Annotated in this window: 17 protein-coding genes; all 17 read left to right on the top strand. The window is 47.5% G+C overall.

Annotated elements, in window-relative coordinates; all coding sequences use genetic code 11:
* The first annotated feature begins 20 nt into the window (after positions 1-20).
* The 17 genes from ACZYR9_RS21670 (at position 21) to ACZYR9_RS21750 (ending at position 17,703) form a co-directional block, all read left to right on the top strand.
* Positions 21-731: a cysteine hydrolase family protein gene (locus ACZYR9_RS21670; protein ID WP_488980535.1), complete on the top strand. Its 711-nt coding sequence runs from the start codon at positions 21-23 to the stop codon at positions 729-731.
* Between the two features lie 33 nt (positions 732-764).
* Positions 765-1,607: an ABC transporter permease gene (locus ACZYR9_RS21675; RefSeq protein WP_488980536.1), complete on the top strand. Its 843-nt coding sequence runs from the start codon at positions 765-767 to the stop codon at positions 1,605-1,607.
* A gap of 18 nt (positions 1,608-1,625) precedes the next feature.
* Positions 1,626-2,405 carry an ABC transporter ATP-binding protein gene (locus tag ACZYR9_RS21680; protein WP_488980537.1) on the top strand — a complete coding sequence of 260 codons (780 nt, stop codon included), beginning with the start codon at positions 1,626-1,628 and terminating at the stop codon, positions 2,403-2,405.
* Positions 2,406-2,430: 25 nt separating this feature from the next.
* The gene (locus ACZYR9_RS21685) at positions 2,431-3,471 is read left to right on the top strand and encodes an ABC transporter substrate-binding protein (RefSeq protein WP_488980538.1); all 1,041 of its coding nucleotides are present in this window, start codon (positions 2,431-2,433) and stop codon (positions 3,469-3,471) included.
* A gap of 201 nt (positions 3,472-3,672) precedes the next feature.
* Positions 3,673-4,707, top strand: a complete 1,035-nt coding sequence (locus tag ACZYR9_RS21690; protein ID WP_488980539.1) for a TRAP transporter substrate-binding protein — start codon at positions 3,673-3,675, stop codon at positions 4,705-4,707.
* A gap of 79 nt (positions 4,708-4,786) precedes the next feature.
* Positions 4,787-6,232, top strand: coding sequence for an FGGY-family carbohydrate kinase (locus tag ACZYR9_RS21695; protein WP_488980540.1), 1,446 nt, complete (start codon positions 4,787-4,789; stop codon positions 6,230-6,232).
* A gap of 1 nt (position 6,233) precedes the next feature.
* Positions 6,234-6,761, top strand: coding sequence for a TRAP transporter small permease (locus ACZYR9_RS21700; protein ID WP_488980541.1), 528 nt, complete (start codon positions 6,234-6,236; stop codon positions 6,759-6,761).
* A gap of 19 nt (positions 6,762-6,780) precedes the next feature.
* Positions 6,781-8,061, top strand: a complete 1,281-nt coding sequence (locus tag ACZYR9_RS21705) for a TRAP transporter large permease (RefSeq protein ID WP_488980542.1) — start codon at positions 6,781-6,783, stop codon at positions 8,059-8,061.
* A 19-nt stretch (positions 8,062-8,080) separates the two neighbouring features.
* Complete coding sequence (locus tag ACZYR9_RS21710) at positions 8,081-9,160, top strand: NAD(P)-dependent oxidoreductase (protein ID WP_488980543.1); 1,080 nt, start codon at positions 8,081-8,083, stop codon at positions 9,158-9,160.
* A gap of 23 nt (positions 9,161-9,183) precedes the next feature.
* Positions 9,184-10,050 (top strand): MurR/RpiR family transcriptional regulator, encoded by an 867-nt coding sequence (locus tag ACZYR9_RS21715; protein WP_488980544.1) that lies wholly within the window; start codon positions 9,184-9,186, stop codon positions 10,048-10,050.
* A gap of 47 nt (positions 10,051-10,097) precedes the next feature.
* Positions 10,098-11,141 carry a zinc-dependent dehydrogenase gene (locus ACZYR9_RS21720; protein ID WP_488980545.1) on the top strand — a complete coding sequence of 348 codons (1,044 nt, stop codon included), beginning with the start codon at positions 10,098-10,100 and terminating at the stop codon, positions 11,139-11,141.
* A 31-nt stretch (positions 11,142-11,172) separates the two neighbouring features.
* On the top strand, positions 11,173-11,982 hold the full coding sequence (locus ACZYR9_RS21725) for a class I fructose-bisphosphate aldolase (protein WP_488980546.1): 810 nt from the start codon (positions 11,173-11,175) through the stop codon (positions 11,980-11,982).
* Positions 11,983-12,009: 27 nt separating this feature from the next.
* A complete protein-coding gene (locus ACZYR9_RS21730; RefSeq protein ID WP_488980547.1) occupies positions 12,010-13,518 on the top strand; it encodes a xylulokinase in 1,509 nt (502 codons plus the stop codon).
* A 199-nt stretch (positions 13,519-13,717) separates the two neighbouring features.
* On the top strand, positions 13,718-14,170 hold the full coding sequence (locus tag ACZYR9_RS21735; RefSeq protein ID WP_488980548.1) for a tripartite tricarboxylate transporter TctB family protein: 453 nt from the start codon (positions 13,718-13,720) through the stop codon (positions 14,168-14,170).
* 9 nt (positions 14,171-14,179) lie between these two features.
* The gene (locus tag ACZYR9_RS21740) at positions 14,180-15,685 is read left to right on the top strand and encodes a tripartite tricarboxylate transporter permease (protein WP_488980549.1); all 1,506 of its coding nucleotides are present in this window, start codon (positions 14,180-14,182) and stop codon (positions 15,683-15,685) included.
* A 77-nt stretch (positions 15,686-15,762) separates the two neighbouring features.
* On the top strand, positions 15,763-16,464 hold the full coding sequence (locus ACZYR9_RS21745; protein WP_488980562.1) for a FadR/GntR family transcriptional regulator: 702 nt from the start codon (positions 15,763-15,765) through the stop codon (positions 16,462-16,464).
* Between the two features lie 201 nt (positions 16,465-16,665).
* Positions 16,666-17,703: a Bug family tripartite tricarboxylate transporter substrate binding protein gene (locus ACZYR9_RS21750; RefSeq protein ID WP_488980550.1), complete on the top strand. Its 1,038-nt coding sequence runs from the start codon at positions 16,666-16,668 to the stop codon at positions 17,701-17,703.
* Positions 17,704-17,770 lie beyond the last annotated feature (67 nt).

The raw sequence follows: 17,770 nt of genomic DNA on the forward strand, positions 1-17,770 counted from the left end.
GCTGAAAGGATGGGGATGAAATGACTGAAGAGCAGCTCTCAATAAAAGAATGGATGAAAGTAATACCGGAGGAGGAACGGCTGACATATCAAAAAGCCGGATTTCTAGGGACTTTACAGCTGGGTCAAAGGCCTGCTCTGATCGTCATTGACGTAACGTATGGATTTACGGGCTCCGAATTTCTTACTCTGCAGGAGGCGATTCAGGAGTTCCCGACGGCTTGCGGACCGGCATCTTGGGAAGCTATCCCGAGAATTCGTCGTCTCATCGGGCTTTTTCGCAGCAAGCAATTCCCTGTCGTGCATACTCGGTCTTCTACCGTCAATCAATGGTTTGCGGGAAAGGCCACGAAATCGAAACGGGCTGTTTCATTTGATTCGAAGTATAATGAATTTCCCGAACCGGTTGCACCCCAAGAAGGGGAGTGGATTTTGGAAAAAACGAAAGCTAGCGCTTTTTTTCAGACGCCTCTTCAGGCCTATTTAGTCAAAGAAAGAATAGACACTTTAATCCTATGCGGAGTGTCTACGTCGGGATGTGTTCGCGCATCTGCGGTGGATGCACACTCTAACGGTTACTCCACGTTTGTTATAGACGATTGTTGCTTCGACCGATCCTATTTCTCGCATTGCACTAATCTTTTTGACTTGAATGCCAAGTATGCCACGGTGCTTTCGCTGCACGAATTGGAGAATGTGATGGAGAGTGATTTGATCAACGCAGTTCGGTAGAAACATTAAGCTTCAACACGAAAGGAGATCACGATGAACAAAACTGAAAAAATGGCCGAGGCACGGAACATCGATATGCCGCATTTTCCCAAAAGCCAGTGGCGCACCTTTTATTACAACAATGAACGCGGCATCTTGGGCTTTACAGGTGTCGTGCTGCTGCTGGCTTTATGGGAGATATTTGCGAGGCTGAACATTGTTGATTTGATGTTTACGAGTTCTCCGACGAGAATCGCGCAAGCGGGAATTCAGTATGTGTTATCGGAAAATTTTGCGAACGATTTTATTGCCAGCGGAGTCGAGCTGCTGCTTGGGTTCAGCCTTGCGCTCATTGTGGGGATTCCCCTGGGAATATTAATGGGGTGGTACCCCAAATTCAATTATTTGGTCGACCCGATCATCAATTTCCTGTACGCTTCACCGCGTATCGCGCTTGTACCGTTGTTTATTATCTGGTTTGGTATTGGCTTGGGCTCGAAGGTGGCCATCATTTTTCTCGGCTCGATCTTCCCGATCGTCATCAATACGTTGATGGGAGTGAAGACCATTGATCCGGTGTTGTTGAATGTGGCTCGTTCCTACAATGCAAAGGACCGGCAGATTTTTAAGACCATTATTTTGCCGAGCTCGGTGCCGGCCATTATATCCGGCGTTCGTTTGGGCCTCGGTCATGCGTTGGTCGGGGTTGTCGTCGGCGAGATGGTGGCGGCGACCGAAGGGGTGGGGCACATGATGTTTACGGCGGGACAAACGTTCCAGACGGATTTAGTCTTCGTCGGTCTGATCATTATTGCGGGATTTGGCGTGCTGTTAACGGGAATGATTCAAATGCTGCAAAAGCATTTCGACAAGTGGCGTGTAGATATTCATAAATAGCATAAGGAGGCGATGGAGATGCCGACGGATTATAAATTGGTTGCCGAGCGTGTAGGCATTGAATACCGGGTGAAGCGGACGGGCGAGCGTTTTCAAGCGGTTCGGGATATCTCTTTGCACATTAAGCCTCAGGAGTTTGTGTGTATCGTCGGACCGAGCGGATGCGGTAAATCGACTTTCTTGAATGCGGTGGCAGGCCTTCTTCCCCATAATCAAGGTCAATTGGTATTGGATGGGATAAGAATAGCCGGACCCGGGAAGGATCGGGCCGTTGTATTCCAATCGCCGGCGCTTCTTCCGTGGAGAACAGTGCTTGGCAATGTGAAGTATGGGTTGGAGCTGCGCGGCACGGCCGAATCGGTCATGCAGCAAAAAGCGATGGCTATGATCGGGTTGGTCGGACTTGGGGGGCATGAGCACAAGTTTCCGAATGAGCTGTCCGGAGGTATGCAGCAGCGGGTCAATTTGGCACGGGCGCTCGCTTCCGATCCGGAATTGCTGCTTCTGGACGAACCGTTCGCGGCACTGGATGCGCAGACGCGTGAGGTCATGCAAAACGAACTGCTGCGGATATGGCAGGAAACGAAAAAAACGGCTTTATTTATTACGCACCAAATTGATGAAGCTGTGTTTTTGGCGGATCGGGTTATCGTTTTATCCAAAGGGCCTGGAAGTGTGGTTAGTGCGAATATGGAAATTCATCTGCCAAGGCCGAGAACTGAAGCGACGAAAGCGGAGCCTGAATTCTTATCGAAGATTGCGGAAATCCGTGAAATAATCCGATCAAGCGAAACTTAAACGAAGTGAAGGATGGTGAGTGCCTGTGCATAAAAAGCTCAAGCTCGCGTTTGTTTTCTTGTTAGTGCTGCTCATCGCCTTGACCGGCTGCGGGAAGAGTAATCCAAGCCCAAGCTCCGGGGCTGACGCCAAGGCGTCTGCTGCGAACCCGGCGAGTACGGGGGAAGAGGCGAAGTCTAAAGAACAACCGCTTGTGGAATTGACCGTTGCGACTGTGGGTGACAGTGCGACCTTCGGTCCGATTTATTACGCACAGGAAACGGAACTTTGGGCGAAATACGGTCTGAAGGTCAAACGGGTATCTCTTGATGCCGCAGCTTCCGTGGCTGCCGCCGTATCGGGAGATGTACAGATTGTTTTAGACGGACCGGGAGTCATCGATGCGGCGCTCAAGACGGATAAGGTCAGAGTCATCGGCACGTATGGGCAGATTGCATACTCCTTATACTCAAAAAATATCAGTACATTAGAAGAATTAAAGGGCAAAACGATCGGATCAACAGCACCAGGGGGAGCCAACGATTATGTTGCCCGTACCATGATTCGTTCCATCGGAATGCAGCAGGGAAAGGACGTGAAAATTTTATATGCCGGCGGTGCTCCGGCCATCCTTGCAGCCATCAATGAAGGGAAGATTGAAGCGGGTCTGATCTCCCCGCCGGTGACGATTCAAGCTGAACAAATGGGCTTGAAGCAGGTTGTGAACATGAATGAGGTTAAAGGTATCTTGGGAATGTACGGCATTATGGGCGTGTATCAGCCTTTTGCCGAGAAGCATCCTGATGCTGTTGAAAATTTCATGAAGGCGTACGTAGAGGCCGGCAAGCAAATGAAGGAGGATAAGGCGGCGACTTTAACCTCTCTAGAGAAGCATATGAAAGTGACGGATCCCAAGGTGCTGGATGTTTCTTATGAGGTGTATAAAGAATTATGGCCAAGCGACCTTCATCTTCCCGACAGTGAAATTGAATTTATTTTGAAAGAATTAAGCGAGAAAAATCCGGCGGCCAAAACGAAACAACCGGCGGATGTAACGGATAACCGTTACGCCGATGCCGTCAAGTAACACGTCTTGGTATGAAAACATCCTTTGATAGAAGGATGTTTTTTTCTGTTTTATCCCTTTTCTCTTGTTTAAGCGATGTTTATACCAAGAATGAATTATTGGTGATTTACTTCAAAAAAATAATAAATACTTGAAATTAAACTTCAAACCCTCTATAATAAACAACAGAAATATACATTAAATAGTTGAAAGGGGAACACTATGAAACGTTTAAGCTTCAAAATGGTTGCTATCTCACTCGTGGCATCGCTTACATTGGCGGGCTGCGGAGCCCAAGAGGGCAAAAGCACTACAGGTTCTGCGAACGAAAAACCAAAAGTAGAGATCAAAGCGTCGCACAATGACCCTGAAAGCTCTCCGCGCCACAAAGGTCTGCAGGAATTTGCCAAAATCGTTGATGCGAAGAGTGAAGGGCGTATTAAGGTAACGATTTATCCGAATGGACAGCTTTCCAACGGCAATAATCAAACCATGATCGAACAATTGCAAACGGGTACATTACAAATGGCAACGGTTTCTAACCTAGTCTTTGCCAGTTTTGAAAAGAAATTTGGAGCTATTTCGCTTCCGTTTCTGTTTAATGACAGACAAAAAGCATACGATGTAGTCGACGGACAAGTGGGTAAGGAACTTTTGGATACGCTTCAAGCGAAAGGTATTCATGGAGCAGGTTATTGGGAAGGCGGCTTCCGCCAAATTACGAATTCCAAGAAAGCGATTTCATCTCCGGAAGATTTGCAAGGCTTAAAAATTCGTGTGCCTGAAATCAAAATGTATTTAAGCCTGTATAAGCATTTGGGAGCGACCGCAACGCCGATGGCCTTTGGTGAGGTATTCTCCGCTCTCGAGCAAAAGGTTATTGACGGGCAGGAGAATCCGCTTGTTACCATCGATGCTTCCAAATTCCAGGAAATCCAGAAGCATGTTACCATTTGGGATTACAGCTGGGATGCACTGATCGTCGGCTTCAACAAGAAGTTCTGGGATGGACTTGACAGCGAAGCCAAGCAAATCATTGAAGATGCTGTGAAAGAAGCAGGAAAGCTTGAAAGAGGATTGGTTGCACAAGGGGATATCGATTTGATTGATAAGCTGACTAAAGAAGGAATGACCGTAACCAAGCTCACTCCGGAACAAAAACAGGCATTCCGGGATAAAGTCTCCGTAGTATACCAGGAAGTGGAATCCGAATATACAAAAGAGCTGATTGATAAGCTGGTTGAAGCGGCGAAATAACTAAAGCATTGATCCAAAGGCGGGGCTCTTGGGCCCTGCCGATTTAATCATAACTGTTGAAGTGTGGGGAGACAGGCGGATGAAAGGTATTGTTACTCTGGATGTGGGCACCACGCATATTAAAGGATATTTATTCTCTGCAGACGGCGAAAAATGCAATCAAGTGATCCATCCGACATCCTTCCTGAGACTCGAAAACGGGATCTCGGAAATCGATCCTGATCAAGCACTTGTCGCGATTTCCTATATTCTAAAGTCGGTTGTCGGCGAAAGCTCCAATGAAGTAACGATTGATGCCATCGTTGTTTCGGGTATGGCCTGTTCCTTCATCCCGGTTAACCGGCAGGGAAGGCCGCTGTATCCCTGTATATGCTGGAATGATCAGAGAAGCGCGGCGGAGAAAAATATACCGGATCTTGACCGGATTGTTCCCCAGATTCAACAGTATCCGTTACCGATGTATTTGCCGTTTCGAATGAAGTGGTTCTCTGAACATCATCCCGAGATCTTATCGGAAGCCTATCAATGGTTGAATTTAACGGATTATATTGTTTATCACCTGTCATCGGAAAAAGAGTTTATAACCGATTACTCCCAGGCTTCCAGAACCATGCTGTTTAATTGTTTAACCAAGCAGTGGAATGCATCCGCTGCCGATCACTTCAAGATCCCTTTGGAGAAGCTTCCGAAGCCTAGACAGGCGGGAACCGTGATCGGCACGCTGGATACGGACTATCAAATGCATCCAGGCTATCGAAAAACCCAGCTTATTGTGGGCGGACATGATCATATGTTTGCCGCACTCGCGGGTGGAATCAATCATTCGTCCGTTGCATTGAATTCTACGGGGACATCAGAGGCTTTGGTACTCCCTTATCCTCATGGATCTTCCTTTTCCTTTGTTCATGAAGAGTGCAATTTAGAAAGTCATGTCTTGGATAATGAGTTTTTTGTGGTAGGGTATGTCGCTAGTACGGGCAAGATTATGGAATGGGCAAACCAGCTTTTTCAATTATTCAAGTGGGAACGGCAATTCAATTCGGAAACGGTGATTCCCCGGATACAATCTCTTCCTATATATATACCTTCAGGAAGGAGAATGCAGCCGTCCCGGACAGGGCGGTTCATCGAATTGCAGCCTTCACACGACGGTCAGGACTTTTCATTGTCTGTCATGGAGGGCTTATCCTTTGAAACCAAAGCTCTTTTGGAACACTTAAATCAGAAGCTGAATATTCAAACCGATTTGCTGCGTTTGGTTGGCGGATCTTCAAAATCAGAAAATTTCCTGCAGATGAAATCGTCCATTCTTCAAAAGCCTATCGAAGTCATTCATGATGTGGACATGACGTCTCTGGGAGGATATATGTTGTGCGGGTTAACTCTCCACTATTTTCGTGATGTAAACCATAAGGTGAAGTCATTGTTAGAGCAGCAGAGAAAAACCTTATTGGAGCCGGATCAAGCAATGGGCAGGCTGTTTGAAAGCCGCTATGACCGTTATTTGCAGGAAAGGAGGGCTTAGGATGCCAAAAATGTCGAAGGCCGTTAATCATTTGTTGAATTTTTTGCTGTTTATTATCGTAGCCGTGATGTGTGTCCTTTATTTCGGCAATGTAGCGTTAAGATATCTTTTTCATTCCGGTATCCCATGGGCGGAAGAGGCCTGCCGCTTCCTGTTTATTTATTTGACGTTCCTGGGAGCCATTGCCGGACTTAGAGATCATCAGCACCTTGGAGTCGACATGTTCGTAAAAAAAATACCTGTCAAATGGAGAAAGATGGTTTTCGTGATCAGCAATTTGGCAGTGTTGTATTGTTTATGGCTCGTATTGCAGGGAAGCTGGAAAATGACGATCGTCGGACACAGCAGCAACGCGCCTGCCACGGGATTGCCGATGTCCTTTGTCTATGGAATTGGAATTGTAACAAGCATCAGCATGGGAATCATTATCCTTTTTAACCTGTACCGTGCCTTGTTTAAAAACACATCGGACGATGAATATGTCATGGTTAAGGAATCGGAGGATGTGACGGAGCCGATCGCGAAATAAGAGCAGTGGAGGGAACAAAATGGCGTTGGTTGTGTTTGTGGGTTCGCTGCTCGGTGCAATGGCGCTTGGCATGCCGATTGCGTTTGCGCTGTTAATCAGCGGTGTAGCCTTAATGTTTTTACTTGGGATGTTTGATACTCAAGTGATCGTGCAGAGTCTGATCGGCGGGGCGGACAGCATCTCGCTCACGGCCATTCTGTTTTTTATTCTTGCCGGGGAATTAATGAACGCTGGGGGAATCTCGAAGCGGATCGTTGAATTCGTTATGTCGCTTGTGGGACATATCAGGGGCGGCTTGGGGTATGTGGTCATCATCGGCAGCGTGTTTTTTGCCGGTCTTTCCGGGTCTGCTGTTGCGGATACGGCGGCATTGGGCGCTATTTTGATCCCTATGATGATCAGGTCCGGTTATGATAGAGATCAGTCCACAGGCTTGGTTGCGTCCAGCGGAATTATCGCGCCCATGATCCCGCCAAGTATTCCGATGATCGTCTTCGGTGTTACGGCTAACGTATCGATTACGAAGCTGTTTTTGGGCGGGATTGTTCCTGGTCTTTTGATGGCCGTTGGCCTTGCCATTACCTGGTGGCTTCTGATGCGCAAAAAGCAGTTTGAACCCGTTTCCCGCAAACCGCTCAAGGAAGTATTTAAATCGGGGGTACGTGCGATTTGGGCGCTGTTTTTACCGGTTATCATTATCGTAGGTATGCGCGGTGGTGTCTTTACTCCCACGGAAGCAGCGGTTGTGGCGGTGTTCTACGCTCTGTTTGTCGGGCTGGTCATTTACCGCGAATTAAAAATCAAGCATCTCTACAAGCTGTTTGCTTCGGCCGCCAAAACGACGAGCATTGTCATGTTCCTGGCTGCTTGCGCGATGGTATCGGCCTGGTTTATTACCATCGCTAATATTCCGGGTGAAATTGCCGATTTACTCGGTCCGTTAATGAATTATCCGATTCTGTTGATGCTGATGATTAATGTTTTGGTTTTTCTAGTGGGTACCGCAATGGATTTAACGCCTACGATTTTGATTCTGACCCCCGTGCTTATGCCGATTGTGGTGGAAGCGGGTATTGATCCGGTGTATTTCGGAATCATTTTCATCTTCAACTGTGTCATTGGATTATTGACACCTCCGGTGGGAACCGTTCTGAATGTCGCTTGCAGTGTAGGACAGACAACGATGCAGGGAGTGATTAAAGGCGTTTGGCCATTTTTGCTGCTGCACTGCTTGCTCTTGCTGCTGCTTACGCTGTTCCCGCAGATCATTTTGTTACCTATTGAATTCCTAAGTAAATAGTAGGAGGGAAATACGCAGCATGAACCGAGTATTGATTGTGGGGGATAAATTTTTCGATCCTGTTATGGTGGGGGAAGCGTTAAAGAATAACCTATCGGATCGGTTTAACCTTGATATCCAAACGATAAAATATGATTTTCCTGTTGAACAATTTATGCTCGACGATGATACATGCGTTCCCAGCGGAATGTCATGGGATGATCCTAATGAAATAAAAGAGCCATGCGGCGTCCGTGAATTTTATGGAGAGCCGTTTGCCTTGCTTAATAAGCTGCAGGGTATCCACATCCTGATTGTACATGGTGCTGCCGTTCCTCGCGAAGTGCTTGAGCAGGCGGACCAGCTGAAAGCTGTCGTTATTTTAAGGGGAGGCCCTGTAAATATTGATCGTGCTTATTTGGAGGAGCGGGGCATCACGATCTTTAACACCAACGGGAAAAATGCCGAAGGGGTTGCTGAATTTACGATAGCTCTTCTGCTTTCCTTCCTGCGAAGCATTCCCGAAAGCTCCTCTTTTTTGAAAAAAGGAGTATGGAAGCCGGGTTATTACGAATTCGAGCGTACGGGGGTCGAGCTGTACAAGAAAACGTTCGGCTTGATCGGCTATGGGCGAATCGCCCGTCACTTGGCCCGCATTCTGAAGGGATTTCAAGTCGAAGTCGCGGCTTATGATCCCTATGTGAAGGACGAGGATTTTGCTGCAGACGGTGTAACGAAGCTTTCGCTTCAGGAGCTGCTGTCCGCATCGGATTTTGTCAGCCTGCACGCAAGACAGCCTAAAGGAGCGGAGCCGATTCTCAACGCCGGAACACTGGCCTTGATGAAACCGGAAGCGGTTTTGATCAATACGGCAAGAGGGGATTTGATTGATTACCCCGCATTGAAAGAGCAATTGGTCTCCAAGCGTCTGCGCGGTGCGGTACTCGATGTGTTTGGCGATGAACCGTTTGCTTTCTATAACGAATTGCTGGCATTGCCTAATGTTTTGGGAACTCCGCATATTGCCGGGGGCAGTCAGGAAACGGTGAAGCGGGGCATTCATATGACGCTTGAATTTTTGGAGGCTTTTTTGACAGAGCAGCATAATTTTGTTAAATAACGGGTAAGAGGAGGGGTTTCTACATGACAAATATCGCAAACAACAGGAGACCTGGTTATTTAACGAGGATTGAATCTGTATATGAGCAGTTGAGTCAAAGTGAAAAGAAAATAGCCGATTACATTAGATCCTTCCCTGAAGAGATTATTCATTTGGCGATTGCGGAGTTGGCCGAACGCAGCGGTTCAAGCGACTCGTCGATTATCCGGTTTTGCAGACGGATCGGCTACAAAGGATTTCAGGATTTGAAAATCAATATTGCCAAGGACGTAGTGAGGCCTGAAAAGCAGATTCAAGAAGGTATTGAGCTTCATGATCATGTCCCCTCCATCAAGAAGAAAATTTCCGAATCCAGCATTCAGGCGATTTACGATACCTTGGAAGTATTGCAGGATGAAGAATTGGAGAAGGCGGTAGAAGCGATCGCCGGGGCCAGACTGATAGAAATTTATGGAACCGGGGCATCCGGCTCGATAGCTCTGGATGCCCAGCACAAGTTCCTCAAAATAGGAATCAAAACCTTGGCTTATACGGATGTATTCTTACAATCCATGTCGGCCAGCCTTTCGACCTCTCAGGACGTGGTTCTGGCGATTTCCCATTCGGGAACGAATCTGGATGTTCTGCATGCTGCAGAGCTGGCTAAAGAACAAGGTGCCACCGTCATTGCCATTACTAACTTTTCCAAATCACCCTTGACGAAAGTGGCTCATATTAACTTGTTTACCGCCGCCCGGGAAACGATGTTCCGTACGGATGCGATGGCTTCCCGTATTGCCCAATTGATGATCATCGATTCGATCTATACGGCCGTTGCTCTAAAATGCCCGGAGAAAGCATCCGACAGCCTGTTTAAGACAAGAAACGCAACGATACATAAGCGGAACTAACTACAGTTCCGCTTATGAATAACATTAGAGATATAGGAGTGGAGAGAATGAAAGCAGCTGTTTTTCATGGACCTGGCAACATGCAATTGGAGGACATCGCCAAACCCGAGATTACATCCAATGACGTGCTTGTAAAAATCAATGTCAGTGCCGTTTGCGGAACGGACGTTCGTATATTTGACGGGAAAAAGACGAAAGGCGTCCGCCTTCCGTCGGTTATCGGGCATGAGATGGTTGGGACGATTGAACAGGTAGGCGAGGAGGTAAGCGGATTTGCGGTGGGAGACCGCGTTGGTGTAATTCCGGTCATCCCGTGCGGCAAATGTCCTTATTGCTTAAGCAACCGTGAGAATGCCTGTGCGAACCGTACGGCTATCGGTTATGAATTCGACGGCGGGTTTGCCGAATATGTGCGCATTCCGGCAACGGCTCTTGCTGCCGGCAATCTTGCGAAGATTCCTGACCATGTCACATTTGAGCAAGCAGTGATTGCAGAGCCGTTGTCCTGCTGCATCAACGGCAACCGCAAGTCCAACATTCAGCTGAACGATACCGTTGTTGTTGTTGGAGCCGGACCGATTGGTTTAATGCACGTTCAACTGGCCAAGCTGTCAGGGGCGAGCAAAATCATTGTCAGCGAACTGATCGATCACCGTTTGGAAAAAGCGTTGATCGCCGGCGCGACAACGGTCGTGAATACAAGCAAAGAGTCTCTTTATGATGTAGTGATGCGCGAAACCGGCGGATTGGGAGCAGACGCCGTGATTATGGCGATTGGCGTTTCGCAAATCGTTAATGATTGTCTGAAGCTTGCCCGCAAAGGCGGTTCAGTCAATCTGTTTGCCGGCTTTAACCATGGCGCGATGTCGGAGATGGACCCTAATCTGATTCATTACAATGAAATCACGGTTGTGGGAACAACGGCCTCCACCCGAGCCGACTATCATAAAGCTTTGTCCCTCATTTCTGCGGGGTTGATCAATACCGATGTGATTATTACCGAAGGATACACCCTTGAAACGATCGAGCAGGCCATTCTTGATGTAAAAACAGGCAAAGGGATGAAATCTGTTATTCAGATTAATCAATAAATAGATAAAATTTGAGGGAGAGTGCTGTATCATGTCATTTTTCGGAAAACAGGTTCGTTTGAATCGTTTGCTTAGCGAGAACGGAAGATTATTGTCGGTTGCAGTGGACCAGGCAACGGCCAGAGGGATCTTTGAAGAGCTGATGCCGATTCAACGCAAGGTTCATGAAATTGCCAGCGGGGGTCCGGATGGTATTACCATGCATAAGGGATTGGTGGAGAGCTGCTTTGCACCGTTCGCCGGGAAGACCTCCCTTGTCTTAAAATGCTCCACCTTTTCGCCTTGGCAGCCGAATTACGATGCTTGGGTAACGAGTGTTCTGGAGGGGGTTCGTCTGGGAGCCGATGCGGTTTCCTTGGGCTGCATCGTCGGCGGAGATGACCAGCCGGAGCAAATCCGTAATCTCGGCGAGTTTGCGGCTGAAGCGAGCAGCTATGGCATGCCTGTGATCGCCCACATTTATCCTCGCGGAAACAAAATTCCAGACAGCGAAAAGATGGATTGGCGCCATCATGCTTATGCGGTACGGCTTGGCGCCGAGCTTGGTGTAGACATCATTAAGACGCACTATACGGGAGATCCGGGATCGTTCAGCAAGGTGATTGCTTCTACTCCGGCGAAGGTGGTGGTGGCCGGCGGTGACACAGGTAACGATATCCGCGCGGCATTCCAAATGACCCGGGACGTGCTGGATGTAGGCGGAGCGGGAATCACCTTCGGCCGGTTTGTATGGAATAACCAAAATCCTACTGCGGTTGTAAAAGCGCTTAGCCACATTATTCATAAAGACGGTTCCGTTAAAGAAGCGGCAGAATTATATGAAGAATTAACAAACCAATAAAAAATTCCAAGGTTCGGGTGAATTGAATTGTCACACATCATCGGAATTGATGTCGGTACTAGCGGAATTAAGATTGGAGCGATGAATCACGAGGGGAAACTGGTTTTCCTTTCTCGTGATTCTTACGCTTTGCAATACCCTTTCCCCGGTGCAATGGAAATCGACCCGGAAGAGGTATGGAGCAAGGTCCGTTCACTGATTAAACAAACGGCAAACGAGATTCAGTCTGCAGGCGGTTCGGTTTCCGCCCTTAGCTTGAGTACGTTTTGCAATGCCTCCATTCTCATGGATAGCCAGGGGAATCATCTGGGCAACGGCATTCTTTATATCGACCAGCGAAGCAAGAAGGAAGCCGAATGGATTAGAGCTCAAGTTTCCGAGGATCGGATATTCTCGATTACCGGAAACCGGCTGGAGCCGGGGATGATCTCGGCAACCAGCTTGCTGTGGAGCCGAAAGCATCAATCAGAGCAGTATTGCCTCGCGGACAAGTGGGGCCATTTGTCCACCTATCTGCTGGCCAAGCTGACCGGTCAATTCGTGATGGATTGGACGCAGGCTTCCTTTACCGGATTGTTTGATGTGCAGCGTTATTGCTGGTCTGAAGAGATATGTCATGGACTGGCCATGGATAAGGGGCTGCTGCCGGAGATCGTAGAACCAGGCCAAATCGTGGGTCCAATGCTGGAGCTGTTAACCGTCGAGCTCGGCGTTACCCCAGTCCCTGTAATCGCGGGCGCCGCAGATACGGCTTGCTCTACATTTGCATTATGTATCGAGCCTGGAGAAATTTTTGAATCTGTAGGCACGTCCGATGTCATTACGGTGGTCAGCGATTCCACAGAACGCTTTGACCAGCGATTTCTCAATCGCTGTCATGTCGTGAAGAACCAATGGTTATCCCATGGAGCCATGTCCACACCGGGCGCAGCTGTACAATGGTACTACAATGAATTCCTGCGGGGAGAAGGTTCCATACAAGACGTTTTTGTCCGACTGCCCGAGCAGAGTCCGATCGGTTCCAACGGAGTTGTTTTCCTTCCTTATATGCATGGAGAACGGTCGCCGATATGGGATCCTGATGCCAGAGGCCTGTTTATCGGCCTGTCTCTCAATACCCGGAAGGAGGACATGGCCAGAGCCATCATGGAAGGCTGCTCCTTCGGATTGCGGCAGTTAATGAATATTTTACGTGATGAATATCAGCTGTCTCCTGCCATCATGCCGGCCATAGGGGGAGGTTCTCAGAACAGAGTCTGGAATCAGATCAAGGCTAACGTACTGCAAACCGTCATTGAAACCAAAGAAGTGGGGGAGACCGCTCTGATGGGGGCCTGCTTTTTGGCGGGCTTGGCGATCGGGATGTTTACCAAAGCGGATCTGGTTACGTTCAATCGAAATAACGAGACACAGCGATATACCCCTGAGCCCGATGCAGTTCCCGTATACAGCCAACATTTTGAGCTGTTCCAAAGCTTGTATCCGTCCGTCAAAGAGTTCTACCAAAAGGCAGCTGCCTTGCACGATCATAAATAAAAGCGAAAAGGCGCTGCAAACCTGCGGCGCTTCTTTCATTTTTCATTGACTCATCGACACAAATGATGTTGAAGATTTCAGCCAAAATTTATCGGAATAATTCAAAAAAAACGTATTGTATTACTATTCAATTTGTATTACAATATGACTTAGCTGGATATGAAAACGCTTAAAATACTAGACATCAGGAGGTGATCACGTGGTAAAAAATAATGCCAGCGTTTACATGGGCTTATTGATGGTGCTGTTTTCTGCAGTGATTTTTTGGCAGTCCCTTCAATTGGATTATTACACGGATACGGGGCCCGGACCTGGATTTTTTCCAATTTGGTTGAGCGGAGGATTGGGGATTTTCTCATTCATTTATATCATCAGCTCTTTGAAGGAGAACATTTCTTTTTCGGAAATTCTTCCAACGGGAACTGGTTTAGGGCATGTCATCACATTGTTGGCTTCAGCCGTTGTATTTCTTTTCGTCGTTGAATATTTAGGGTTTCTTCTTGCTTGTACCCTCATGCTGTTTTTTATCCTGAGGAGATTATTTAAGTGGTATTCGGGTCTTATCATTGCCATCATCATTTCTTTATGCTTGTTTGTCGTCTTTCACACATTTCTCGATATCCCGCTTCCGGTTAATGCCTTGGGATGGTAGGAGGATTCAATGGATTCATTGCTGCAGTTAATACAAGGTTTTGAAACAGCGCTTACATTATCGAACCTGCTGTATTGTTTAATCGGAGTTACAATCGGGATGCTGGTCGGCGTGCTTCCGGGATTGGGCCCGACGACAGGTACTGCGATCTTACTGCCCGTCACGTTTTCTATGGAGCCGGTTTCAGCCATCATCATGCTATCAGGTATATATTATGGGGCGATGTATGGCGGGACGATTACCTCCGTTCTGATCAATACGCCGGGGGAAGCGGCTTCCGTTATCACGTGTCTTGACGGTCATCCTCTAGCCAAGCAGGGGAGAGCGGGGACCGCTTTAGGGGTTGCCGGTATTGGTTCGTTTATCGGCGGAACCGTTTCCATCATTGGGCTCGTTGTGATCGGGCCGCCTTTAGCTCAATTCGCGTTACGGTTTGGTCCGCCCGAATTTTTTGCCCTCATGCTGCTGGGGCTGATCACGGTAGTTGGTCTGATGGGCAAATCGATTGTCAAAGGAATCATCTCCGCACTATTAGGCTTGTGTTTGGCTCTTATCGGCATGGATGTCGTTTCCGGCGCCATCCGGTTTACGTTCGACGAGCCGAATTTAATGAACGGCATTGATTTTGTCATCATATCGATGGGCTTGTTCGGTCTTTCCGAAATTATGATCGGCATGGAGAATATCACCAAGTTGGAAGCGCCGCCAAAAGTAAAAGGGCTGCTGCCTCGCCGCGATGAATGGGGACGGACGCTTTCCGCAATCGGAAGAGGAACCGGATTAGGCTTCCTGGTGGGTCTTGTACCGGGGTCAAACTCCGTCATTCCGGCCATCTTATCTTATTCTCTCGAGAAAAAAGTGGCAAAAGATCCGTCGCGTTTCGGAAAAGGCGCCATCGAAGGGGTTGCCGGACCGGAAACAGCGAACAACTCATACAGCGGAGCGGCGTTAATTCCGTTGTTCACTTTAGGGATCCCGAGCTCACCGACGATTGCCGTGTTGTTCGGAGCCTTTATCATGCACGGTTTAACTCCAGGTCCTACGTTATTCCAAAACAATCCCGACGTCGTGTGGGGAATCATTGCAAGCATGTTCATCGGGAACCTGATTCTATTGATTTTAAATTTACCTTTAGCCGGCGTATGGGCCAAAATCGCTCTGGTTCCCGCGAAGCTGTTATACCCGATTATTTTTGCAGTCGCTATTCTTGGCGCATTTAGTGTAAATAACAGCTTGTTTGATGTGTGGCTTATGCTGATTTTCGGAGTTTTGGGTTATTTCATGAAAAAGCTCGATATCCCAATGGCACCTATTGTTTTAACCTTTGTACTTGGACAATTACTGGAAAGCTCGCTGCTGCAATCGATGATTTTGTTTGAAGGAAGTTTTCTTGGATTTTTTACCAGACCGATTTCACTCGTACTGTTGTCCATTTCTTTTATTATTCTAATTTTTAGCATTTATGCAGGCGTAAAGAATAAGAAGGGCTTGCTGGCCAGCGACGTGGAAATGTAAAGAAGTAATTGTAATTTTGATTTATTTGTCATACAATTTTAATGTATGGCAAATAAAAAAGAAGGTGGAATGAATTGATTAAGAAAAATCAAGAAATCGTGCTGGATTCTGTTCCTCGCAAAACATTGGCAAAAGAAGTGGCGGACAGAATCATCCAGCTTCTTGTCTCCGGACAATTAAAGCCCGGGGATAAGCTGTATCCCGAAACGGAATTGACGAAGATGCTGTCTGTCAGCAGACCTGTATTGCGCGAGGCTATGAGTTCCCTGGAATCCCTGGGGATCATTCATAGAAAAACGCGGGACGGTACTTATTTTTCAGAAAAAATCAGCAGTAAACCGTACACGAATATGCTGTCTCTGGCAGGAGATGATTTGCCCTCCATTATCGAGGCCAGGATGGGACTGGAGCTGGGAATGATCACGCTGGCTGCCGAGAAAATCACAGATCAGCAGCTAGATGAGCTCTACCGGACGGTTAAGGCTCTTTCCGAACATCCGGGGGACTATTCGCAAGTGGATAAAGAGTTTCACCGTATCATTGCTTTTAGCGTAAACAATTACATTCTGGAAGGCATGATCGATTCCCTCTTGATGGCTTTTGACCGGATGAGTAAAAATATCCAGTTTAGAGAACGGGATGTTGCGGTTGAACACCATACAGCCATTTACGAAGCATTGAAAAAGAGGTCGCCGTCCGAAGCTTTTGCCCAAATGTACCGTCATTTGGATTACGTAAGACAAAAAATATTAAAGCAAAGAAAAGAAAGCCAGACCTAGAGAGTTAAGGTTTCACTGTAATGCACAGACAATGAAAAAGCACCTCCTGTTACATGGTGTCCAGTCATGCAGGCTGACACCATGTAACAGGAGGTGAAGAAGAAGATATAAAAAACAATTTCAAGTGAAGTATACACAAAAAAAACGAATACTTCAAACCTGATGGGCAGGCATGAAACATAAAAAGGGAGGCAAATCCAAATGAAAAGCAAAAACAAAACGATTCTCTCCGCATTGTCTGTAGTAGCACTCGCAGGTTCCGTATTGGCAGGGTGCGGTACAGGAGCATCCACGACTCAAGGTACAGCTCCGGCTGCATCCACCAACGCAGCTGAAGCTCCGAAGTCCAAGTTTCCAGAAAAACCGATTCAGCTGATCGTTCCTTATGCCGCCGGCGGAGGTACGGATATAACGGCGCGCACATTGGCAAACGTAGTTTCCAAATATCTCCCGAATAACGGTTCCGTTGTTGTGGAAAACAAACCGGGCGCCAGCGGCACCATCGGATTGACCGGTCTTACCCAATCCAAAGCGGATGGCTATGTGATCTCCATGGCGACGATTGGAAATTTATCCATTCAGCCTAACTACGGTAAAACACCGTACTCCTTTGACAGCTTTGAACCGATTTTGATCGCAAACTCTGTACCTCACGTATTGGTTGTGAAAGCGGATGCACCTTGGAAAACCGTAGATGAATGGTTGGATTATGCGAAAAACAATCCGAACGCATTTACTTATTCTACTCCGGGCGTAGGAAATACGCAGCATTTGAATTTGGAAGCCGTTGCGTTGAAAGATGGACTAAAATTGAAGCACGTGCCATATGATGGTGCTGCGCCTGCAATTACTGCGCTGCTCGGCGGACATGTGAAAGGCGCGGTTGTACAGGTTCATGAAGCCAAGCCGCAAGTGGATGCCGGAGAACTGCGCATTCTGGCCAATATCGGTACCACCAAATCGGATGCGATTCCGGATGCGCCTTTGCTTGCTGAAAGAGGCTATACCGGATACAACGCTTGGACGGGTATTGTCGCTCCGAAGGGAACTCCAAAAGAAGTTGTGACCATTTTGCATGATGCCTTCAAAAAGTCTTTAGAAGACCCTGAAGTTATTGCAAACTTCAAAAAGATCGGAATTTCCCCGGCCTACAGCGGTCCGGAGGATTTCAAGAAAATTGCCGAAGAAACGTATAAATCCACCGGTGAGGTTGCGAAGAAGATCGGCCTGATCAAGTAATCGGAATTAGGATATAGGGTATGTCATCTCCGGCATATAAGGGATGATATACCCTCATTATGTAACG

The organism is Paenibacillus sp. F024 (genome assembly GCF_057814255.1).